19 protein-coding genes are annotated in these 22,377 nt (G+C 40.4%); 15 read left to right on the top strand and 4 right to left on the bottom strand.

Annotated features, from left to right (window positions below; translation table 11 throughout):
• The first annotated feature begins 101 nt into the window (after positions 1-101).
• The 4 genes from ND6B_RS05955 (at position 102) to ND6B_RS05970 (ending at position 5,393) form a co-directional block, all read left to right on the top strand.
• Entirely contained in the window at positions 102-2,237 is a 2,136-nt protein-coding gene (locus ND6B_RS05955) for a M3 family metallopeptidase (protein WP_033103839.1), read from the top strand.
• A gap of 109 nt (positions 2,238-2,346) precedes the next feature.
• Positions 2,347-3,192 carry a carboxylate/amino acid/amine transporter gene (locus ND6B_RS05960; RefSeq protein WP_200882089.1) on the top strand — a complete coding sequence of 282 codons (846 nt, stop codon included), beginning with the start codon at positions 2,347-2,349 and terminating at the stop codon, positions 3,190-3,192.
• A gap of 69 nt (positions 3,193-3,261) precedes the next feature.
• Complete coding sequence (locus ND6B_RS05965) at positions 3,262-4,587, top strand: glycerophosphodiester phosphodiesterase family protein (protein WP_033103837.1); 1,326 nt, start codon at positions 3,262-3,264, stop codon at positions 4,585-4,587.
• A 71-nt stretch (positions 4,588-4,658) separates the two neighbouring features.
• A complete protein-coding gene (locus tag ND6B_RS05970; RefSeq protein ID WP_033103836.1) occupies positions 4,659-5,393 on the top strand; it encodes a dienelactone hydrolase family protein in 735 nt (244 codons plus the stop codon).
• A gap of 6 nt (positions 5,394-5,399) precedes the next feature.
• On the opposite strand, the gene ND6B_RS05975 is transcribed toward ND6B_RS05970, so the two are convergent.
• The gene (locus tag ND6B_RS05975) at positions 5,400-6,317 is read right to left on the bottom strand and encodes a LysR family transcriptional regulator (protein ID WP_033103835.1); all 918 of its coding nucleotides are present in this window, start codon (positions 6,315-6,317) and stop codon (positions 5,400-5,402) included.
• A gap of 156 nt (positions 6,318-6,473) precedes the next feature.
• Here ND6B_RS05975 and ND6B_RS05980 point away from each other — a divergent pair, with 156 nt between their 5' ends.
• The 4 genes from ND6B_RS05980 to ND6B_RS05995 all read left to right on the top strand — a co-directional run bounded on the left by ND6B_RS05980 (position 6,474) and on the right by ND6B_RS05995 (position 10,212).
• Positions 6,474-7,157: a type 1 glutamine amidotransferase domain-containing protein gene (locus tag ND6B_RS05980; protein ID WP_033103834.1), complete on the top strand. Its 684-nt coding sequence runs from the start codon at positions 6,474-6,476 to the stop codon at positions 7,155-7,157.
• A 115-nt stretch (positions 7,158-7,272) separates the two neighbouring features.
• Positions 7,273-7,878, top strand: a complete 606-nt coding sequence (locus tag ND6B_RS05985) for a rhomboid family intramembrane serine protease (protein ID WP_033103833.1) — start codon at positions 7,273-7,275, stop codon at positions 7,876-7,878.
• 18 nt (positions 7,879-7,896) lie between these two features.
• Positions 7,897-8,739 (top strand): glutathione-dependent disulfide-bond oxidoreductase, encoded by an 843-nt coding sequence (gene yghU, locus ND6B_RS05990; protein ID WP_033103832.1) that lies wholly within the window; start codon positions 7,897-7,899, stop codon positions 8,737-8,739.
• A 171-nt stretch (positions 8,740-8,910) separates the two neighbouring features.
• Positions 8,911-10,212, top strand: a complete 1,302-nt coding sequence (locus tag ND6B_RS05995) for an MFS transporter (RefSeq protein ID WP_033103831.1) — start codon at positions 8,911-8,913, stop codon at positions 10,210-10,212.
• A 41-nt stretch (positions 10,213-10,253) separates the two neighbouring features.
• On the opposite strand, the gene ND6B_RS06000 is transcribed toward ND6B_RS05995, so the two are convergent.
• Together ND6B_RS06000 and fucP are read right to left on the bottom strand one after the other, a co-directional pair.
• The gene (locus ND6B_RS06000) at positions 10,254-10,862 is read right to left on the bottom strand and encodes a flavin reductase family protein (RefSeq protein ID WP_033103830.1); all 609 of its coding nucleotides are present in this window, start codon (positions 10,860-10,862) and stop codon (positions 10,254-10,256) included.
• 131 nt (positions 10,863-10,993) lie between these two features.
• The gene (gene fucP, locus ND6B_RS06005) at positions 10,994-12,301 is read right to left on the bottom strand and encodes an L-fucose:H+ symporter permease (protein ID WP_033103829.1); all 1,308 of its coding nucleotides are present in this window, start codon (positions 12,299-12,301) and stop codon (positions 10,994-10,996) included.
• A 226-nt stretch (positions 12,302-12,527) separates the two neighbouring features.
• Between fucP and ND6B_RS06010 the strand changes: the two genes are divergently transcribed.
• The 7 genes from ND6B_RS06010 to ND6B_RS06035 all read left to right on the top strand — a co-directional run bounded on the left by ND6B_RS06010 (position 12,528) and on the right by ND6B_RS06035 (position 21,286).
• Positions 12,528-13,745, top strand: coding sequence for an ROK family transcriptional regulator (locus tag ND6B_RS06010; protein WP_100218334.1), 1,218 nt, complete (start codon positions 12,528-12,530; stop codon positions 13,743-13,745).
• Between the two features lie 234 nt (positions 13,746-13,979).
• Positions 13,980-16,568 carry a TonB-dependent receptor gene (locus ND6B_RS06015; protein WP_024597027.1) on the top strand — a complete coding sequence of 863 codons (2,589 nt, stop codon included), beginning with the start codon at positions 13,980-13,982 and terminating at the stop codon, positions 16,566-16,568.
• Between the two features lie 63 nt (positions 16,569-16,631).
• Positions 16,632-17,624, top strand: coding sequence for a carbohydrate kinase family protein (locus tag ND6B_RS06020; protein ID WP_033103828.1), 993 nt, complete (start codon positions 16,632-16,634; stop codon positions 17,622-17,624).
• Between the two features lie 445 nt (positions 17,625-18,069).
• The gene (locus ND6B_RS06025) at positions 18,070-19,578 is read left to right on the top strand and encodes a cryptochrome/deoxyribodipyrimidine photo-lyase family protein (RefSeq protein WP_033103827.1); all 1,509 of its coding nucleotides are present in this window, start codon (positions 18,070-18,072) and stop codon (positions 19,576-19,578) included.
• Between the two features lie 2 nt (positions 19,579-19,580).
• A complete protein-coding gene (locus ND6B_RS19990; protein WP_076921450.1) occupies positions 19,581-19,715 on the top strand; it encodes a DUF2256 domain-containing protein in 135 nt (44 codons plus the stop codon).
• A 124-nt stretch (positions 19,716-19,839) separates the two neighbouring features.
• Entirely contained in the window at positions 19,840-20,268 is a 429-nt protein-coding gene (locus ND6B_RS06030) for an OsmC family protein (RefSeq protein ID WP_033103826.1), read from the top strand.
• Positions 20,269-20,524: 256 nt separating this feature from the next.
• Positions 20,525-21,286, top strand: coding sequence for an EAL domain-containing protein (locus ND6B_RS06035; RefSeq protein ID WP_033103825.1), 762 nt, complete (start codon positions 20,525-20,527; stop codon positions 21,284-21,286).
• A gap of 84 nt (positions 21,287-21,370) precedes the next feature.
• Here the strand turns inward: ND6B_RS06035 and ND6B_RS06040 are convergent, their stop codons facing one another.
• Positions 21,371-22,270: an IS982 family transposase gene (locus ND6B_RS06040; protein ID WP_033103763.1), complete on the bottom strand. Its 900-nt coding sequence runs from the start codon at positions 22,268-22,270 to the stop codon at positions 21,371-21,373.
• Positions 22,271-22,377: the final 107 nt, after the last annotated feature.

The raw sequence follows: 22,377 nt of genomic DNA, 5'->3' as shown, positions 1-22,377 counted from the left end.
TTAAATAGATAAACTTTGTTGTATATAAGTCAAAATTTGGTAAGTTAACTGTGTTTTCGACTCACTAAGCCTATTTCGGCTATTTTTTCTATGGAGTTATTATGCGTAAAACACTGATTGCCACTACGATTGCTAGTGCACTTTTATTATCTGCCTGCTCTTCTGAGAGCACTAAAGAAACAACACAAGAAACCGCAGCGCAAGTTCAAGACATTAACGCAAGCAATGTATTGTTCAAACCAAGTCCACTTCAATACATGGCACCTGAGTTTGATAAGTTTGGTACGACTGAATACGAAGCCGCATTTGATGCAGGTATTGCACAGCACAATGCAGAAATATTGGCAATTGCCAACAACCCAGCGCCAGCCACTTTTGAAAACACCTTAGTTGAAATGGAGCTGGCAGGCGAGCTACTAAACCGCGCATCAGCTGCGTTTTATAACCTATCAGGTCTTATTTCAAACGATGAATACCAACGTATTGATAAAAAAATGGCGCCAGTTTTCTCGGCTCACTCTGATGACATTTATTTAAATGGTGCATTGTTTAAACGTGTACAAACGGTATACGACAATAAAGATAAGTTAAGCGCTGAAGATCAACGCCTAGTCGATTTTTACTACAAACAGTTTGTAAAAGCCGGTGCAAAATTAAACGATGCTGAAAAAGCAAAAATGCGTGAAATCAACGCTGAGCTTGCAAAGTTATCAACTGAGTTTTCTCAAAACGTATTAAAATCGTTTAAAGAAGATGTAATTTTAGTAACAGATAAAAGTAAATTAGCGGGATTATCTGAAGGTGAAATTGCCGGTCTTGCAGCCGCTGCTAAAAAAGCAGGCAAAGATGGCTACATGATCACCTTAGTGAACACCACGCAACAGCCTATTTTAGCAAGCCTTGAAAATCGTGAACTACGTGAGCAGATTTTTAAAGCATCAACCAATCGTGCTGCTAAAACAAATGGCCCTATCATTATTAAAGAAACTAACCTGCGCGCACAAAAAGCAGAACTGTTAGGCTTTAAAGATTGGGCTTCTTATGTAATGACTTCACGCATGGCGCAAACTACTGATAACGTGTACGGCATTTTAGATGACTTAGCGCCAAAAGCCGTTGAAAAAGCGAAAGCAGAAGCACAAGCAATTCAAAAAGTAATTAATGATTCGGGTGAAAACTTTGAACTTAAACCATGGGATTGGTCTTTCTACGCAGAAAAAGTACGCGCTGAAAAATACGACCTAGATCCAGCCTTAGTTAAGCCTTATTTTGAAATGCAGTCGGTTATCCATAACGGCCTGTTCTTCGCTATGGAAAAACTTTACGGTATTACCTTTAAAGAGCGTAAAGACCTGCCGGTTTACCACGACGATGTAATGGCATTTGAAGTATTTAACGCCGATGGCAGCGCAATTGGTTTATTTTACATGGACCCATATGCACGTGAAGGTAAGCGTGGCGGTGCATGGATGAGTGCATACGTAAGCCAAAGCGGCTTAAAAGGCACTAAACCTGTTATTTACAACGCACAAAACATTCCAAAGCCGGCTGAAGGCGAGCCAACGCTCATGACGTTTGACGAAGTATCAACTATGTTCCACGAGTTTGGTCATGCGGCACACGGTTTATTCTCTGACGTTAAATACCCAAGTCTAGCAGGTACTGCAACAGCACGTGACTTTGTTGAATTTCCATCACAAGCACACGAAGATTGGATGATTGAACCAACGGTACTTGCTAACTACGCTAAACATTACAAAACTGGAGAGCCAATTCCTCAAGCACTACTTGATAAAGTACTTGAGTCGCAAAAGTTCAACCAAGGTTTTGGTACCACTGAATATTTAGCAGCAGCACTACTGGATATGGAATGGCATTCATTTGGTTCTGATAAGAAAATAACTGACGTACAGCAGTTTGAAAGTGACGCATTAAAGGCACATGGTATTGATTACTACCCTGTTCCGCCGCGTTATAAATCAAACTACTTTAGCCATACGTTTGCAGGTGGTTACTCAGCAGGTTACTACGCTTACCTGTGGACTGAAGTATTTGCAGCCGATGCGTTTGCTCACATGGAAAACAACGGTGGCTTAACGCGCGAAAATGGCGATAAGTTCCGTAAAGAGATCCTATCAAAAGGTAATAGCCGTGACTTAATGCAAAGCTACATTGAGTTTAGAGGCCAAAAACCAACCACTGACGCCCTGCTTAAGCGCCGTGGTTTAGTTGATTAATTAATATTTTTAATCAGCTGATATAAAAGCCCGCTTGCGGGCTTTTATTGTTTATAGAACAATATATAACAGATAAACTGACACCATTACTTAAGACAAGATGAGTGTTATGGGCTATTTATTTGCAGTTACCCTTCTTTGGGCGTTTTCGTTTAGTTTAATTGGTGTGTATTTAGCAGGCCAAGTTGATGCATGGTTTAGTGTGTTAATTCGTGTTGCTTTAGCAGCGTTAGTATTTTTGCCTTTTTTAAAGAAAATCCCCACCCCGCTTGCATGTAAACTCATGCTGATAGGCGCACTGCAACTGGGGGTTATGTATGGCTTTTATTACCACTCATTTTTGTTTTTAAGTGTGCCTGAGGTGCTGTTATTTACTGTAATGACCCCGCTTTACATTACGCTTTTAAACGATGCGCTAAATAAACAGTTTAATCCGCAGTTTTTTATCGTTGCATTTATTGCCGTACTAGGTGCTATTACCATTCGTTATGAAAACTTAGACAGTAACTTTTTAGTCGGATTATTACTGGTTCAAGGCGCTAATATTAGTTTTGCCATCGGCCAAGTAACCTACAAACGATTAATGCTTAATAAACAACTCGATGATAAAACCGTATTTGGTTGGTTTTTTATTGGCGCACTAATTGTTGCAAGCGCCTGTTACGCCTTATTTGGTGATCTTAACAAATTACCAAGTACCTCAACTCAATGGGGCATACTGATTTATTTAGGTATTGTGGCCTCTGGTTTAGGCTACTTTATGTGGAATAAAGGCGCGACGCTTGTCAATGTTGGCGCGCTGGCGGTGATGAACAACTTGCTTATTCCTGCCGGTATAATTGTTAATGTGCTTATTTGGAATCGAGACGCTGACCTACTTAGATTAAGCATTGGCGCGGGAGTGATGTTGGTTGCCTTAGTAGTAAACCAAATAATGGCTAAATCAGCAAATTAATCACTCTGTAGTGAAATTGTCATTAATAATTAGTAAGGTAGCGTCCACTTTTATTTTTAAGGACAAATAATGAAGCGCATACCTTTTCTAACAACTTTTTTATTATTAAGCTCACTTACTGGCTGTGATGACGATGTAAAAATAGTCGAAAAAGAAGTGGTTGTTACCAACACTGACGTTGAAATTGTTGAAGTATCTACCCCGGTTATTGTTGAAGTAGCACAAGGCACTAATATTCAACTAGGTACTCGCCCAGACTACCTAGTTGACGATATGGCTAGCAGCGCACTAAAAACAAAATTAGAATCGTGCAAGGAAGGTCCTTTTTATCGTACTGATTTTTCAATTGGTCACCGCGGTGCTCCAATGCAATACCCAGAACACACTAAAGAATCTTATATTGCAGCCGCTCGCATGGGAGCAGGTGTTGTCGAATGCGATGTAACCTTTACCAATGATAAAGAGCTAGTATGTCGTCATTCTCAGTGCGACTTGCACACCACCACCAATATTTTAGCCATTCCAACATTGGCTGCTAAATGTAGTGAGCCATTTACCCCAGCAAACTCTAACAGTGGCACGCCTGCTTCAGCTAAATGTTGTACCAGTGATATTAGTTTGACAGAATTTTTAACTCTTGAGGGCAAGATGGATGGCGCGAACACCAGTGCCACCAATGTTAGCGATTACATGAAAAGTACACCCCGTTGGCGCACTGACTTATACGCCACCTCTGGTACACTCATGACCCACAAACAAAGTATTGCACTCTTTAAAGAGCTGGGAGTAAAAATGACCCCAGAGCTTAAATCCCCTCAAGTAAGTATGCCTTTTAACGGTATGACCCAAACGCAATACGCACAAAAAATGCTGGATGAATACACGCAAATGGATGTACCCGCTTCGCGAGTGTATCCGCAATCATTTAATTTAGCCGACGTAGAATATTGGATTAATACTAATCCTGAATTTGCAGCGCAGAGTGTCTATTTAGATGGGCGCGACAGCAATGCAGGGTTTGATCCAAACAACGCTGTAACATGGCAGCCATCTATGGCAGAGCTCGTAAACGACGGCGTTAAAATTATTGCGCCACCCATATGGATGCTATTAAGCATAGATAACAACAGTAATATTGTTCCCTCACAGTATGCCATTGACGCTAAAGCCGCGGGGCTTAATATCATTGCATGGAGTCTTGAGCGCTCAGGCCCTCTAAATCAAGGTGGCGGTTATTATTATCAGTCAATTAGTGATGTTATAGATAACGATGGCGATATGTTCACTGTGGTTGATGTGTTAGCGCAAGACGTAGGTGTAATGGGTATCTTTTCCGATTGGCCAGCAACCGTAAGTTACTATGCTAGTTGTAATAACATGCCTGCAAGTATTTAAACTTTAAGGCGTGTTTATTTTATCGCGCTCAGTTACCATATATTTTATATATGATTTAACTGAGCACTTTTATGATCATCCAACACCACCATGCTGACTTGCCTACCCCAACGGGGTTAATGCGCACTACGGTTTATCGCCCACACGCTCACGGGCAATTCCCAGCCATTATTTTTTACTCTGAGATTTTTCAGCAAACCGCGCCTATTGCTCGCAGCGCCGCTATTTTGGCAAGTCATGGTTTTGTGGTACTTGTGCCAGAAGTATTTCATGAGCTTAACCCTATCGGGACAGTGCTTGCTTATGATGACGAAGGTAAAGATAAAGGCAATAACGATAAATGGGCAAAACCGCTTGAATCTCACGACAGCGATACCCAAGCGTTAATCGACTTTGTACAAACACACGATTATTGTACTGGCTCTGTGGGTGCAATGGGTGTTTGTATTGGTGGGCATTTAGCGTATAGGGCCGCATTAAACCCCGCAATAAAAGCTGCTTTTTGCTTATATCCCACTGATATTCATAGCGATACTCTTCCCGCACAAAAAGGGAATAATTCATTTGAACGTATGGCCGATATACAAGGTGAAATCCACTTTATTTGGGGAAAACAAGACCCCCATGTGCCACAACAAGGTCGCGACAAAATTTATCAACAAGCGGTTAGTACGGGTATTAATTACCAATGGCAAGAAGTGAACGCGCAACATGCCTTTATGCGTGATGAAGGCGAGCGGTACGACGCAGCACTTGCTATCACCATGTATCAGCAAGCCGTTGCTTTGTTTAACCGAGTGCTTTAAGCGCTATTATTTAAGCATACCTAATGCGGTATGTTGCTTTACAAAATACGCTTTTAAATAATCAATAAACAAACGCAGTTTTTTAGAGCCCGCCGCCCCAGGCGGGAACACCCCATAAAGCTCAATGTCTTTGCTTTTATAATCATCAAGTATAATTTGCAGCAAACCCGCTTGTACTTTTGGCCATGCATCATAAAGTGGAATACGGCCAATACCATGCCCCGCCTCTACAAACGCAGTGCGTGCAGCAGCGTTATTGGTGCTTAAACTACCTTGCATTGTAATATCGACCTTTTTGCCTTCTTTTTGTAAGGTCAGCGTTTTACTGCCTAATTGATAAACCACCCATTGATGCTTTGCCAACTCATCGGGTGTGGTGGGTTTACCAAAATGCGCAAAATAATCGGGCGCACCACAAATACAGGTACTCATAGTAGTGAGCTTAGTGGCTTGTAAGTTCGAATCGCGCAGTGCAACCCCTCTAATTGCAAAATCAAACCCGTGCTTAATAATATCCACCACATCATCAGTTAGCTGTAAATCTATATCAATTTTAGGGTACTGACGTTTAAAGGTATTTATTGCCGGTACAATTAACTGCATCCCTACATTTACTGGGCAACTTATTTTTAATAGCCCTTGAGGTTCACTTTTTATATTTTCTATTTGCTGATTAGCGGCATTAGCTTGCTCTGTAATAACACGGCAACGCTCATAATAGGCCATTCCGGCTTCGGTTAACGCCATGGTGCGGGTAGAACGGTTAAGTAGCGTCACTTCGAGCTGTGTTTCTAATTTTTTTAAGTGATAACTCGCTACGGCACGGGTCAGCCCTAATTGTTTTGCCGCTGCAGTTAAGCTGCCCTGCTCTACAATTTGTGCAAATACCACCATACTTTTTAACTGTTCAAACGAGACTTTCATAGGTGCTCCAATGCGGTTTTAACTTCAACCCTCTTATTGTATCAATTATTGAATCAATTAAGTTAAATTTATCATCGTTGTTTAAAGCTCTCTTAGTGCATATAGTATTTACCAAGCAAGATTAATTAATTTAAATCATCATAAGGAATACCTTACATGGCTAAAAAAATACTAATGGTTCTTACATCACATGCAGAGCTTGGTAACACAGGCGAAAAAACTGGTTTTTGGGTAGAAGAATTTGCAGCCCCTTATTACGCATTTGTTGATGCAGGTATTGAAGTAACATTGGCTTCTCCAAACGGCGGTCAGCCACCGATTGACCCAACTAGTATACTTGCTGATTTTCAAACTGAGGCAACCAAACGTTACGATGCAGACAGTGGTGCACAAACACTGATGGCAAATACCAAAGTTTTAAGCGAAGTAAACTCTTCTGATTACGACGCCGTATTCTACCCTGGTGGTCACGGCCCTTTATGGGATTTAGTCGATAACACCGATTCTGTATCGCTCATTGAAAGCTTTATTAAAGAGCAAAAGCCAGTCGCTGGCGTGTGTCATGCAAGTGCGGTATTTTTAAATGTTAAAGACGCTGATGGCAATGCATTAGTCGCCGGTAAAAAAGTAACGGGCTTTACTAACAGCGAAGAAGCTGCTGTACAACTTACTGACATTGTTCCATTTTTAGTTGAAGACGAACTTATCAAAAAAGGTGGCGATTACCAAAAAACCGATGACTGGGGCGTACTTGCTCTAGAAGATGGTTTATTGATCACCGGTCAAAACCCAGCAAGCTCAGAACTTGCAGCTAAAAAGCTATTAACTAAACTAGGTTAATAGCAGCCAACAACTCAAATCAGCACAGCATTTTATGCTGTGCTTTTTTAATTGCTTTTCATTACCTTATACAATTCCTATACTGGCAACACTTTCGGTAAATTAGGATCACACTATGGCCACTAAACCAAACACGCTTTCACTTATTACCAGTACCCGTTTTGCTATTTTTAGCATTATTATTATTTGTTTTGTATTGCAGCTTATTAATAGCCTACCAGGCATTAATTTAAACGGTTTAGGTATTTATCCCAGAAGTATTCAAGGGCTGGTTGGTATTCTTTGTGCTCCCTTTTTACACGGTAGCTGGTGGCATTTTGCCAGTAATATGTTGCCATTTGCTGTATTAAGCTGGTTAATTTGCCAGTACAGCGTACAGCGCTTTTATAGTGTATTTATATTCACCGCTTTAGTAGGTGGCTTATTAGTTTGGATGTTTGCTCGCAGTAATATTCATGTGGGTCTAAGCGGAGTCATCTATGGTTTGTGGGGCTTTATTTTATGCTATGGCATTGTAAGACGTTCATTTAAATCGATTTTTATCGCTGTTATCGTGGCATTTTTATACAGCGGCTTTATCTGGGGCGTATTACCACAGCGTTTTCATATCTCGTTTGAGAGCCATTTGTTTGGTGCATTAAGTGGATTGTTTTTAGGCTATAAACTAGCAAAAGCAGATAAATTAAAAGATCAGCAAGCAACAACTAAAACACGCGTTTAATAAAGATAGAGGTTATTTATGAGTGAAAACAACGAATACATCCCGCCTAAAGTATGGACATGGGACAGTGAAAGTGGTGGTAAATTTGCTAGTATAAATCGCCCCATTGCAGGCGCTACTCATGACAAAACATTACCGATTGGCGAACATCCATTTCAGCTTTATTCGCTGGCAACACCCAATGGCCAAAAAGTTAGTATTATGTTTGAAGAGCTTTTAGAGCTTGGCTTAACCGATGCCGAATACGATGCGTATTTAATTAATATTGGTGAAGGCGATCAGTTTGGCTCTGACTTTGTTGATATAAACCCGAACTCAAAAATACCCGCGCTGATGGATCATTCAACCACACCGCCAACACGCATATTTGAGTCAGGTGCTATTTTACAATACTTAGGCGAAAAATTTGATGCCTTTATTCCTAACGATCTCAAAGCCAAAACAGAGTGTCGTAACTGGCTATTTTGGCAAATGGGCTCAGCACCTTACTTAGGCGGTGGGTTTGGCCACTTTTACAGTTATGCACCGAGTAAAATGCAATACCCGATTGACCGCTTTACCATGGAAACTAAGCGCCAGCTTGATGTACTAAACCGCCATTTAAGTGACAACGAATACATGGCAGGCAGTGAATATTCAATTGCCGACATTGCCATATGGCCTTGGTATGGCTCACTGGTATTAGGCGACTTATACGACGCCGCCGAGTTTCTAGATGTTGCATCTTATACCCATGTGGTTCGTTGGGCTAAGCAAATAGCAGCGCGTCCAGGTGTAAAACGAGGTCGTCGCGTTAACCGTACGTGGGGAGCAGAAGAGGATCAACTCGCAGAGCGCCACAGTGCTCGTGATTTTGAATAAGACGCTGCTTTAGTACAAACAAAAAATCAGCGCTTAGCTGATTTTTTTGTGTTTATTTGGGGTTCCTTTATTCTTAGCTGGTAAAATGACTTTGTAATCCCAACAGTAGAAAAGTTAAGCATACCATCTTAATATATATAAATATTTGTACTTATACAGCGGTAAAATAGAGTGAAAAAACTGACAAAAGAACAAATCTATAAACGCTTAAACAATGAAGAAGACGCCCGAGCTTGCAAGGCCATCGACGACAATGCCTGTCAGGAAGTACCCGGTAATTTTATTATTTTACTCATTAGCCAGCTGTTTAGTAAATTTGCCGATGCACTGCTTAATCCAAAAATAACGCTGCCATGGTTAATGCAAAGCTTAAATGTACCAGCGAGTTTTATTGCTTGGTTAGTACCAATCAGAGAATCGGGTTCATTGCTGCCCCAACTTGCTATTGCTAACGTTATTCGCAAACTCCCCGTTCGTAAATGGGTATGGGTAATAGGTGCAGTGATACAAGCAGGATGCATTTTAGCCATGGTTGCGGTGGCGTTTACCCTCAAGGGCGCACAAGCAGGCTACGCTATTATTGGCTTATTAATTTTATTTAGCCTTGCCAGAGGGTTTAACTCTGTCGCTGCAAAAGATGTGCTGGGCAAAGTTATTCCTAAACAGCAACGCGGTAATATTAGCGGGCTTGCTGCGAGCATTGCCGGTTTTGCCACCTTAACGTTTGGTCTCATGATGTGGTTTTTTTCACAGCAAAAAGATCAAGACATTGTGATCATCGCTTTACTACTGGGTGCATTAATGTGGCTGATTGCCGCGTTTTCTTATGCACAAATTAACGAATATAGTGGCGCTACCGAAGGAGCTAATAATGGCCTATTGCACGCGTTTTCAAAGTTAAAAATTTTATACCAAGACAAACAGTTTGCGCATTTTGTTATTACACGTGCCTTACTGCTTTGTTCAGCATTGAGTGCCCCTTTTTATATTATTTTAGCCAGTAAACAGTCGTTTGAATTTTCTTTACTTGCCACCTTTATTGCCGTTTCCGGCTTTGCAAGCCTAGTCTCAGCGCCGATTTGGGGGCGCTTAAGTGACTTATCTAGCCAGCGAGTGCTGGTACTTAGTGCCACTTTGGTTACCATTAATGGGCTGGCTGTATTTGTTATTGCAACTTGGTATAACGAGCTGCTACTAAATTGGTGGGCTATGCCTATTTTGTACTTTTTACTCTCAGTTGCGCATCAAGGAGTGCGCTTAGGGCGAAAAACGTACCTCGTCGATATGGCAGAGGGTAACAAACGCACCGATTATGTGTCGGTTAGTAATACCGTTATTGGGGTTTTATTACTGATGTTGGGCAGCATAGGCTTATTAGAATCGTTTTTATCAACCGCAGAGCTTATTTTGCTTTACAGCGGATTAGGTTTTTTGGGGGCAATGAGTGCACTGTTTTTACCAAAAACAGAGTAAATAGCGCGCTGTTTAACCTAATGTAATTAAAACGCTCACCTTTAAAGTTGTGGGCGTTTTAATACAAACTTATCTTTAGTGGTGCTAAAGTAATCGCCGCCCATTTTGCCCACTGCATTTAATAATTCAGGGTCAATATAGCCACCACTCATCACTTCATCGTCTATACAAATACCCACTACATCCAGCAACATCATTTTTCCACCGCCAGGCTCATTTGAAATACTAATAACTTCGCGTAACTTACATTCAAACCGTACTTTTGAATCGGCAACGCTTGGCGCGTTAACTAACTTACTTGGAGCTTGGGCAATGTTAGCTGCATCAAACTCGCTTATATCACTAGGATAATTTGCACAACTTTGGTTCATTTTTTCAACTAGCTCTTGGCTGACAATATTAACCACACATTCTTTAGTTGCCATTAGATTACTAAGCGTATCTTTATTCGTTTTATCACTAGGGTTTACTTGCGTAACACTTAAAACAGCTGGCTTGCAACTAGCCACAGTAAAAAATGAATAAGGCGCAATATTTGCACTACCTTCGCTATTTAATGTACTTATCCATGCGATAGGCCTTGGGCTGATACCGCCTACTAAGTAAGAGTAAACATTTTGGTTGGTATTTTCGGTGAGATCTAAAAACATATTTTTTCAACTAAATAAGAATATCAACATGCCTAATATCTTAATCCGATGAAGGTTGGGGTTAAAGAAGATTTACAAATGAGAAAAGTTAAAAAGTAAAACCGAGCCTTCAGGCTCGGTTTTCAATCCATTTAGCAAGGCGCTACATTATTGAATACTCTGACTTTTGTTTTTAAATCAAATGCAGCATAAGCTGCAACAATAATAAAACACCCCGCAGGCACAACATAAGAAAACGCGACACTGTATGTATCAATAAACACAGCTTGGAATACAGGAATTATCGCTCCACCTAAAATAGCCATTACTAAACCAGCAGCACCTAGTTTTGCATCATCGCCTAACCCATGTAGTGAAATCGCGTAAATAGTTGGAAACATTAACGACAAGCAAGCCGATATACTTACCAGCGCCCATACGCCACTTATATTTGGCATTTTCACCATATAAAAACACAGCAGCATTGCAATAATAGAGGTTGCCATTAACAGTTTGGCAGGACGAATAAATCCCATAAGCCAGGTCATTACAAATCGAGAAACTAAAAAGGTGATCATACTGTATTGTAAAATACTTCCCCCAGTAACTTCATTTGTATCGAGTGCCTCCATTACGTACTGGATGGTAAATGTCCATACACAAGTTTGCGCCGCAACATTAAAAAACTGGGCGATAACACCAAAGCGGTAATGGGTATTTTTAAACAAGCGCTTAAACGTTGCACTAAATTCTACATGCTTAGAGACTTTTTTTTGCTTACAAAAATTAGGTGTTTTAGTAAACGCAATTGCCAACCAAATAAAAACCAACACACAAGCCATACCAACATAAGGCACCATAACTGCATCAAGTTCTGCGCTTATAATGCTAGTTAATTGCTCACTATTCATATTTGTGCGCTCACCAGAGGTTGCGGTATTGAGCTTTGGTAAAATAAGGGTAGCGGCTAAAAAAACACCAATGTTAGTACCGACAGGGTTAAATGATTGCGCCAAATTCAACCTGCGAGTTGCACCTTGTTGGGTGCCCATTCCCATTACATAAGGGTTTGCTGATGTCTCTAAAATAGATAAGCCTCCAGCTAGCACAAACAAAGCCACTAAAAAAAAACCATAAGTCATTGCTTGGCTGGCGGGATAAAACAAAAATGCTCCGATTGCAGCCATCCCTAAACCGGTTAACACACCTGTTTTATACGAAAAGCGTTTATTGATATATGCCGCCGGAATAGCTAGGCAAAAGTAAGCTCCATAGTAGCTAAATTGTACCAATGCAGACTGCACTGACGACATAGTAAAAATTTTACTAAACACTTTTACTAGCGGATCAGTCATGTTTGCCGCAGCTCCCCATGCAGCAAAGCACAGAACAAGTAAAATAAAGGGAACCACCATCTCCTTGGAGACAAGAGGTGTTTGTGTGTGTGTGTGTGTGGTCATTGCCGTGTCTCAGTTGTTAATGTTAAGTAAAGCATTTAACCAGTTAAATATCATTCCGTCAATAAATCAACTATAGTTATTTATTGACCTCCTGTGACTTATTTATACTCTGTCGTAAATTTAATAATAAGAAATGAACCCGGCAATAAAGCTAATATAGTCGCCAATTACACACACTCGGTGTACAATTAATCAGGTTATTCAAGATAATAACAACTAGGTAGGAATAATTATCAAATCTAAAAACCCTCGACTCTCTTTACAAGAAGGCCGAAGCCAATCTGGCCTGCGTGCTCATAATGAACGCCGAATTATGTCATTAATTCGCCAACACGGTAGTGCTCCAAAAGCTGAAATTGCACAAAAAACAGGGCTTTCAGCACAGGCCGTCACAGTAATTATCAATAGTTTAGAAGCCGAATCGTTATTAATACGGAAAGACCCTCAGCGTGGTAAGGTTGGCCAACCAACCATCCCATTTGCGTTAAATCCAGATGGTGCATTTGGAATTGGCTTAAAAGTAGGTCGTCGCAGTTTTGATTTAACCTTGATTGACTTAGTAGGAAATATACGCGCAACTTTGCACGAAAACTGCGCTTACCCCACAGTACAGAGCTTGCTAACCTTTTTAGAGAAAGGGATCAGCGTACTTAAAATGAGCTTAAGTGACGAATTAGCCAAGCGTATCTTAGGTGTGGGTGTTGCAACCCCTTACGAAATTTGGAACTGGACAGAAGAAGCCGGCGCTCCAAAAACAGTATTGAATGAATGGAAGTCTTTTGATTTTAAAGAAAAAATAAATCAAATTGTACACCTTCCCGTGTATGTATGTAATGATGATACTGCGGCTTGTTCAGCTGAATTAAGCTTTGGTAATCCTGCTCGTTTTAGCGATTTTTTATATATTTTTATTGGTACTTTTATTGGTGGTGGAGTTGTTATAAACGAAACCTTATTTACTGGTAAAAAAGGTAATGCCGGCGCTATAGGTTCATTACCTAGGCCTATGCTTAATAGTGAAGGACAACTAACCTCCCAACAACTTATTATGCAATCATCACTGTATATTCTCGAAAAAATGCTCAAAGGTGATGGCTACAATACTGACATACTATGGAGTTCAAAAGAGTATTGGGGAGACTTAGGCCCCGTACTCGATAAGTGGATAGACCAAGTTGCAGATGGCCTCGCCTACGCGGCATTGTGTTCTTTAGCTATTTTTGATTTTGAGGCAATTGTCATTGATGGCGCCATTCCTATCAATGTCAGAGAAAAAATAGTTTTGGCAACAAAGTTAAAATTGAGCCAGGCTGATCATCGCGGTATTAATCGCTGTGAAGTACAAAGTGGCTCTATTGGCGCCAAGGCTCAATCAGTAGGCTGCGCTAACCTTCCGTTACTTATCAACTTTTCTCAAGATCACGCAAGCCTTTCACACCACTAATATACTTTAAAGTTAAAAAGCAGCCATCGGTAACGTTGGCTGCTTATTTATTTTTTATCAGAGGTAAAAAATTCACTTAAACAATCAAAAAGCTGTACAAAAAATAATAAGCAATAATAGTTGATTTATTATTTTAAGTTCTCTACATTCTATTTACAAATTTGATAACACTGACATGTTTGATTAATAAAACCGCAAATTTGTATACACACACAACAAAGAGAGAACAGAAAAATGAAAGTATCAGCAAAAATGACTCTAATTGCAGTCGCTGTAGGTCTATCCATATCCCCTAGCGTCTTGTCACAAGAGCAACAAGAAGCAAAAAGTGATTTAGGGTTTGAGCGCATTATTGTAACGGGAACATCTCGGCCAAAAGAGAAAATCGAATCAACTAATGCAATAACTACCTTTAACGAAGCAAAGTTAGAGCAATTGGCTCCGCACAGTGTTGCTGAATTAGTGCGAAGTATTCCTGGTTTTCATGCCGAAGACACCGGTGGAGAAACCGGTAACAACGTAGCCCCACGAGGCTTTCCGTTATCAACGCAAACAGAGTTTACAGCACTACTTCGTGATGGTATGACCGTGTTTTATAATCAAGATATTTTATTTACTCAAAATGATCGCTTTACCCGTTTGTCTAATTTTGTTGGCAGCGTTGAAGCTATTCGTGGTGGTGCCTCGTCAATTTTTGTTGGTAGCGCGCCAGCTGGGTTTATTAATTTTATTTCTCGTGAAGGCTCCGATGATACCCAAGGTGATGTGTTTTTTGAAACCAACAGCAACAACCGCCTAGGTGGACAAGGTTGGGTTAGCGGATCAATAGACGATCAGACAACCTATGCTGTTGGCGCTTGGTATCGCAAGGATGACTCCGCACGCGATCCGGGGTATACAGCTAACCAAGGTGGTGAGCTTAATGGCAATATTAAGCACTTTTTTAAAGATGGCAGCGGCTTTACCCGCTTTGAGTTTAATAAACAAAACGATAGATCATTCTTTTTTATTCCTCAGCCATTAATAGGCTCAACCACCAATGCTAAAACAATCCCAGGCGGAATGGATATCAGAGATGGCACCACCGGTAACTCAGCAGGTGCGCGTTTATTAACTCTTAATAACACCCCAAGCGGCGACATTGATTTGGATATTGCAGATGGTAACTACGCTAATGTGACCTACTTTGGCAATACAACCGAAATTGAAATCAACGAAAACTTAGTCTTTTCAAATCAAATGCGTTATACCGATATGCTAACAACCTTTACCGGCATCATTAACGTAGGTAACGCCGAATCGTTAGCTAGTAAAGCACAAGCTATATATGCTGCAAATACTGATGTCCTTGCAGGTGCCATGGTTGATGGTAACCTAAGTTACGATATACGCGATGCAGGAAACGGCTTTGTATTGGCTGATTCAAGCAACGTAAATACCTACAACACCAATGGATACGGAATAAACGCAGGCTTTTGGCATAGACGTTTTGAAGGCGATAACTTTCAAAACGAAACCAGATTCAACTACACCTTTGATGATGTAGGCGAAGGGACTCTTTATGCTAATTTTGGCTTATTCTTCTCTAATATTAATGGCCATGTTACCGACTATCGAATTAATACACTGCAATCAGTAGAGCCCCTGCCGCAGCGCTTAGATGTTGTATTTACAGATGCACAAGGTCTTGACATTGCCAGCGGTACTTACAAAGGTATTCAGGCTGGATCACATGGTTTTGCCGATATTGTTTATAGTGAAAATACCCTTGCGCCCTTTGCTGACTTTGAATACGAGCTTGAAGATGTGTCGTTTAATCTGGGCCTAAGGTACGAAACCCTCAAAGCAGATGGGGAAGCGCAAAACCAAGCTAATTACACAATTGACAGTTTTGCCAGCGATACTGATACCGTCAATGGGAATATTACCCTGCCCTTTGGTGATGGGACTTACCGAAACTTTGATGTTGAATACAACGAAATGGCATGGACAATTGCAGCTAACTACAAATTTAACGACGACTTAGCGGTATTCACTCGATATGCAGATGGTTTTCGTATGCCTGATGTAGATAAATACATGGCGATTACCAACCTAACTAGTCAAGAGGAAATTAATCAATTTAATAACTCTGAGAGACGCGAAACACAACCAGCTTCAACGGTAATGGCCGAGGTGGGCATTAAATATAACGAAGGTGATGTCGCAGCATTTGTAACCGGTTACTTCGCCGCTGCGGATGATTTATTCTTTAATGTACCTACTGTTGAAAATGGTCAAGTAGTGCAACGTCAAGCCTTTAGAAACACAGAAACCTTAGGTGTAGAAGCCGAATTTAACCTGCAAATCACCCAAGACTGGCGCATTGGTGTATCTGCAACGTACCAATCACCCGAGTTTGTAAACACACCAGCGGCGCAATACTTGGATGCTAATGGAAGCTCTGCCTCTATTGATATAAACGGCAACTTACCTGTACGTGTGCCTAAGCACTTTGGCCAATTAACTAGTAGCTATCAGTTTGAAGATTTTTCGTGGGGTATGGCAGCTATTCATGGTAGCTACTCTTGGAGCGGTAAACGTTATGCCGACGACGCCAACACAGCAGAACTGCCTATGTATGGCATGTTAAACCTTGGTTTATCCCTTGAAAACGAAGACGGTTATTACCTTCGTGCCGATGTTAAAAACCTAAATAACTCAGAAGGCTTATCAGAGGGGGATCCTCGCGCAGGTGAAACGGTAGCAGGTCAAGCAACTACATTTAATGCGCGCGTTGTCTTACCTCGTACCTTTAGCCTTACTATTGGTAAGCGTTTTTAATTTTACTCTAATCTAGGGTATCGTCATGCAAAGCGATACCCTCGCAATTTTTAGGAAAATATAATGGAAGTAGTTGCAATTGGTGAAGCTTTAATAGATATACTCTCACATGACTGCATGCACAATAAGGCATCAAATAGCGAACTAGACTTCACACAGTTTGCCGGAGGCGCACCCGCTAATGTTGCTGTAGCCGTAGCAAAGCTTGGTGGTTCAAGTTATTTGCTTGGTAAAGTAGGCAATGATAAATTTGGTCGCTTTTTAATAAATGCACTCAAAATGTATAATGTAAACACATCTTATGTTGGCTTTTCAAAAAAAGGGAAGACGGCACTCGCGTTCGTATCGTTGGATGAAAACGGTGAACGTACATTTGAATTTTACGATAAAGATGCTGCACATTACGATTTACAAATAACCGATTTAGAGCCCTCTTTATTTTCAACACCTAAAATTGTGAGTTTTTGTTCAGGCTCTTTTGCAAAACCTTTAGTATTAAATACAACCTTACATGCGCTAAAACACTTTAAAGAATCAGGCTCGGTTACATGCTTTGACATTAACTTTCGTTCAGCCTTCTGGGATGAACCACTCACAGCTAAATCTGTTATTGAGGATGTTGCTAAAACAGTTGATATTATTAAAGCGAGTAAAGATGAGCTGATCTCGCTTTATGGAATAGAGCATATTGATACCACTATTAGAAGTTGGGTAGATAGTGGCGTAGCTTTAGTTTTAATGACCGATGGTGGCGAGCCTATTACTTTTTCATCTAGCTCATTTAGTGGTACTTATCCTTGCCCTAAGGCATATGTTGTGGATACCACAGCTGCAGGCGATGCGTTTGTAGGTGGTTTTTTATATCAAATATCTTCGCTAGTGAGTAATAAAACAGAATTTACTGACTGGGCAAATAACTTTACTAACGTTTCAAAGGCTATCGACTTTGCTACTAAATGCGGAGCCAAAACAGTAGCAACGTTTGGAGCCTTTGATGCCCTACCTACATACCATGATATCTCGGCGAGTACCCTTAAATCTTCGTGTCGATGTTAAAAACCTAAATAACTCAGGAAACTTATCAGAGGGAAGTTTCACTCAGGTGAAACGGTAGCAGATCAATCAATTATATTTAATGCGCGCGTTGTCATATCTCGTGTCTTTAGCTTTACTATTGGTAAGCGTTTTTAATTTTACCCTAACTGAGGGTATCGTCATACAAAGCGATACCCCCGCAAGTTTTAGGAAAAGATAATGGTAGTAGTTGCAATTGGTGAAGCTTTAATAGGTGTACTCTCACATGACTGCAAGTGCCAAAATTGCTTAAGTATCACGGTAATTCTCCCTATTTATAATACTTCTTTTATTGGCGACTCATTTTAGTATCACCTTAACATGAGTTGCCTATATCAAAATCGTTTTTACACTAGTCTTCTTTTACATTTAATACGTATTGGTTTTGTCCTATTATTTATAATGCCACGGTTTTAATATTGCTAGTATGAAAGAAAAAATAAACATAGTCTGGTTTAAACGTGACTTACGCCTAAGCGATCATCAGCCTTTAAAAAATGCGTTTAGTAATGGCCTGCCTACCCTCTTAATTTATAATTTCGAACCTTTACTGCTTGACGATGCGCATTACAACGAGCGGCATTGGCGCTTTGTATATCAATCTATTTGCGACTTAAACACCCAGTTGGCTCGCTTTAACAGCCGCGTGTATATCTTTAATGAAGATATGCAAACCCTGCTTGAATCGCTTCACTCGCAGTTTGAAATCACAAACCTCTTTAGCCACCAAGAAATAGGGCTAAACAATACCTTTGAGCGTGACATAGCAATTAAAGCCTGGTGCCAACACCATCATATTAACTGGTTAGAGTCGCCAACGGGGGCTGTGATACGTGGCAAAAGAAATCGCAGTAATTGGAACGAGCGCTGGCAACAAACCATGCAAGCACCTATTGCTATACCTAATTGGAAACAAATAAAACCACTTGCTCTTACTGATTATCAAACACCTATACTGCCGAGCGCCTACACGCAAGATAATGAACATTTTCAGCACGGGGGCCCTCGACTTGCCCGTGAAGTAATGCAAAGCTTTTTTGCTGAACGCGGTAAGAGTTATCAAAAAGGAATATCCAGCCCAAGCTTAAGCCGTACACATTGCTCTAGGTTATCGCCCTATTTAGCGTGGGGGAATATCAGCCTGAGGCAAGTGTATCAAATGGCGATTGACGCATACCATAGCACTTCTGCTGATAAAAAAGGGTGGAAGCGCCCACTTGCCGCGTTTGTATCACGCTTGCATTGGCATTGTCATTTTATGCAAAAGTTTGAAAGCGAATGCACCATGGAATTTAAAGCGCTAAATCCGGGTTACCATGCATTTCCGTATCGTGATGACGCCCAGGTTACTAGCGATATTAAACGCTGGGCACAGGGGCAAACTGGTATTCCTATTATTGATGCCTGCATGCGCTGTTTAAAAGCCACCGGTTATATTAATTTTAGAATGCGCGCTATGCTGGTTAGTTTTGTAACGCATCATTTAAACATCAGCTGGCAACAGGCAAGTTTTCCGCTGGCTAATTACTTTTTAGACTTTGAACCGGGGATTCATTACCCACAAATTCAAATGCAAGCCTCTGTCACCGGTATTAATACTATTCGTCATTACAACCCAATTAAGCAATCGGAGGATAAAGACCCAACCGGTGCGTTTATAAAAAAATGGTGCCCTGAACTTGAAAAGCTCCCCATTGAATATTTACATCAACCTTGGGAGCAAACGCCCATGGAAGCGCTATTTAACGACTTTAAACTAGGTGAAGACTACCCTGAGCCGATGCTTGATTTAACCACCGCCTCAAAAGAAGCCCGCGAACGGCTATGGCAATACCGAGAGCGGCCCGATGTAAAACGTGCTATTCATGCCATACTAAAAAAACATGTAGCCATCACTCCCTCGGTACGTAAATCCAAAAAGCAGTCAGGCAAATAACTATGGCACATAAAAAACTAACCCTACCTGAAAAAATATGCCCTGTGTGTAATAAACCGTTTGCGTGGCGTAAAAAATGGCAACGAGACTGGGATAACGTTATTTATTGTTCTGAGCGATGTAAACGTAGCAAATAGAGATTGGCGTTTATCTTGCAGCCTCCATGTTACTACGTGCATTTTTAAGCAATTATCGGATTATTTTACATACAACTGATATCAATGCTGAAAAATTTACATTAATCGCAACAAGGAGAACATGATGACAATTAAAAAAACGGCAAGCTCAAATTGGTCTGGCGATATTAAAAGTGGTAAAGGCACTATATCAACTCAAAGTGGTGCTCTCGATAACCAGCCGTATGGGTTTAATACTCGCTTTGAAGATAAGCCAGGCTCAAACCCAGAGGAGTTAGTGGGTGCAGCACATAGTGCCTGTTTTGGTATGGCTTTATCGCTGGCACTTGGTGAAGCGGGCTTTACCGCTGAGAACATGAACACCGAAGCAGTGGTTAGTTTAAATGAAGTGGATGATGGCTTTGCCGTGACGCACATTGCCCTTGAAGTAAATGCAACCATTGCAGATATTTCAAATGAGCAATTTCAAGCATTGTGCGAACAAACCAAAAAAGGCTGCCCTATCTCAAAATTATTAAATACTGAGATTTCGCTTAACGCCACACTTAAGTAAATACCGAGTGTATTAAGCTAGGCGCAAAGCGCTTAAAGCTCATGAAAAGTAAGGTTATGCGCATGTAAAAAAGCCATAACCTTATTGCTACTTTTTCATTAATCATAGAAATAAAGGCACTATTTAATCGCAGTGAGTTACAAAAAGGTTAAACAAAAACAGTTAAATAGATTATGTAAAATATCAATACTTTGTTAGGATTAAGGGCAGGCTTAACCACACCTTATTTTGTAGGTTAAAACAAAGGGTACGATGAATGAATGATAAATCACTAAATTGCGAAAAAGTATCTTGTAGCAATTGCGCTGATTCGAATGAACTAGATTTTGACTTTACCATGGCATTTCAGCCTATTGTAAATTGTCAAAATAATACTATTTTTGGATATGAAGCACTTGTCCGTGGTTTAAATAATGAATCTGCCTACTCTATCATTTCTCGCGTTAACGATACTAACCGCTATACGTTTGATCAGTTATGCAGAATTAAAGCGATTGCACTTGCATCAAAGCTAGGTGTAGATTCGATGCTTAGTATTAACTTTTTACCAAACGCTATCTACAAGCCAGAGCGTTGTATTCGTACCACCCTAGAAGCCGCTAAAAAGTATAACTTCCCTACAACAAATATTATGTTTGAATTTACAGAAGTCGAAAAAATAGAAGACAGCAGCCACGTTGAGCGGGTTGTAAGCTACTACCAAGAATTAGGCTTTAAAACAGCTACCGATGACTTTGGCTCAGGCTATTCTGGATTAAACTTACTAGCTGACTTTCAAACAGATATTATTAAACTCGATATGGCACTTATACGCGATATCGACAAAGATACAAAACGCCAAACTATTGTGCGTAACTGTTTAAATATGTTTAAAGAGCTAAACATAATGGCGTTAGCTGAGGGTATTGAAACAGTTGAAGAATATCAATGGTTAAAAAATGCCGGTATTGATTTAATGCAAGGCTACTTGTTTGCAAAACCTGGGTTTGAGTGCTTACCAGACGTTAATTTTCAATAACATTTAGTTGTTATAAAAAAACCGCCACAAAGGCGGTTTTTTTCGTATTTGCTATGCAATAACCCTAATTAACCTGAGATCTGGTTAAGCCAACATTAGATTATTACTCTCTAAAATTTCAAGTTCTTGCGATGTTAAATCTAATGACGGCTTTTCCTCTTTTAGGCAATAGGCAATTAATCCACCAAGTAAATTTAGCATAAAGCCATGCATACTGCGGTGTCTAGAGTGTTCAATGTAAGAAATGTTTTTCAATTGATCATTCACCGTTTCGATTATAAATCGTTTTTTCAATAAAGCCCTGTCCCACAATGAAATAAATTTTTTCTTCATATTCTTTCGAACCGTCGTGATCAACTCGACACCTTTTTCTAGTAACTCACCAGAGAGCGCTTTGCTGATATAACCTTTGTCGCCATAGAGTTTTCCGAAGATAGAGTCCGCCATATCAGAAACAGGCTCTCGATCATCCACATTGCCCGTTGTGAGCTTTAGCGCCACAATCTCACCTAAATGATTAATTATTAAATGTAGTTTGAATCCATATGACCAACCCATAGTGCCTTTTCCATGATGAGCAACGCCTTCAAACACTTTATTTCTTTTAGCTCTGATGATGTGACACACTTCTATTTTAGTGGAGTCAACAAATTGTATACCTGTGGGCTTGCCAAGTTTTGATGTGAGGTAACTGCACATCGGAACCACCACACTAGGCATAAGCGCGAGAAACCTTGTGTAGCTCAGCAACTCTGGAAAATAGGCTTTAAGTTGACGGCAAACATAGTGAAGGTAGTAGTTTTTGAAATCTCTGTAATGTGACTGGTGAAAATGGATGATAATAGTCATCACCTCTGACGGAGATAAGCGGCATGCTCTTCGACGTTTAATTTCACCATTTTCGAGCAATATACGCTGCCAGCTTGGGAAAAATAACTTTGAAAAATCATCGACATCACAGTACGTTTCAACTAACTTGTTCATGCTCGTTCCTTTTTGTTCTAATCACTCTTGGTCGAATGATCGGATCATGGAACGAGCATTTAGTTCCTTTAAATTAGTAATTTCTTATCCGAAGCTCAGGTTAATTA

Origin of the sequence: Pseudoalteromonas sp. ND6B, assembly GCF_000764215.1 — a bacterium.
Lineage (GTDB): Bacteria > Pseudomonadota > Gammaproteobacteria > Enterobacterales > Alteromonadaceae > Pseudoalteromonas > Pseudoalteromonas tetraodonis.
Note: the sequence above shows the minus strand (reverse complement) of the source record. Positions and strands in the feature narration are given on the sequence as shown.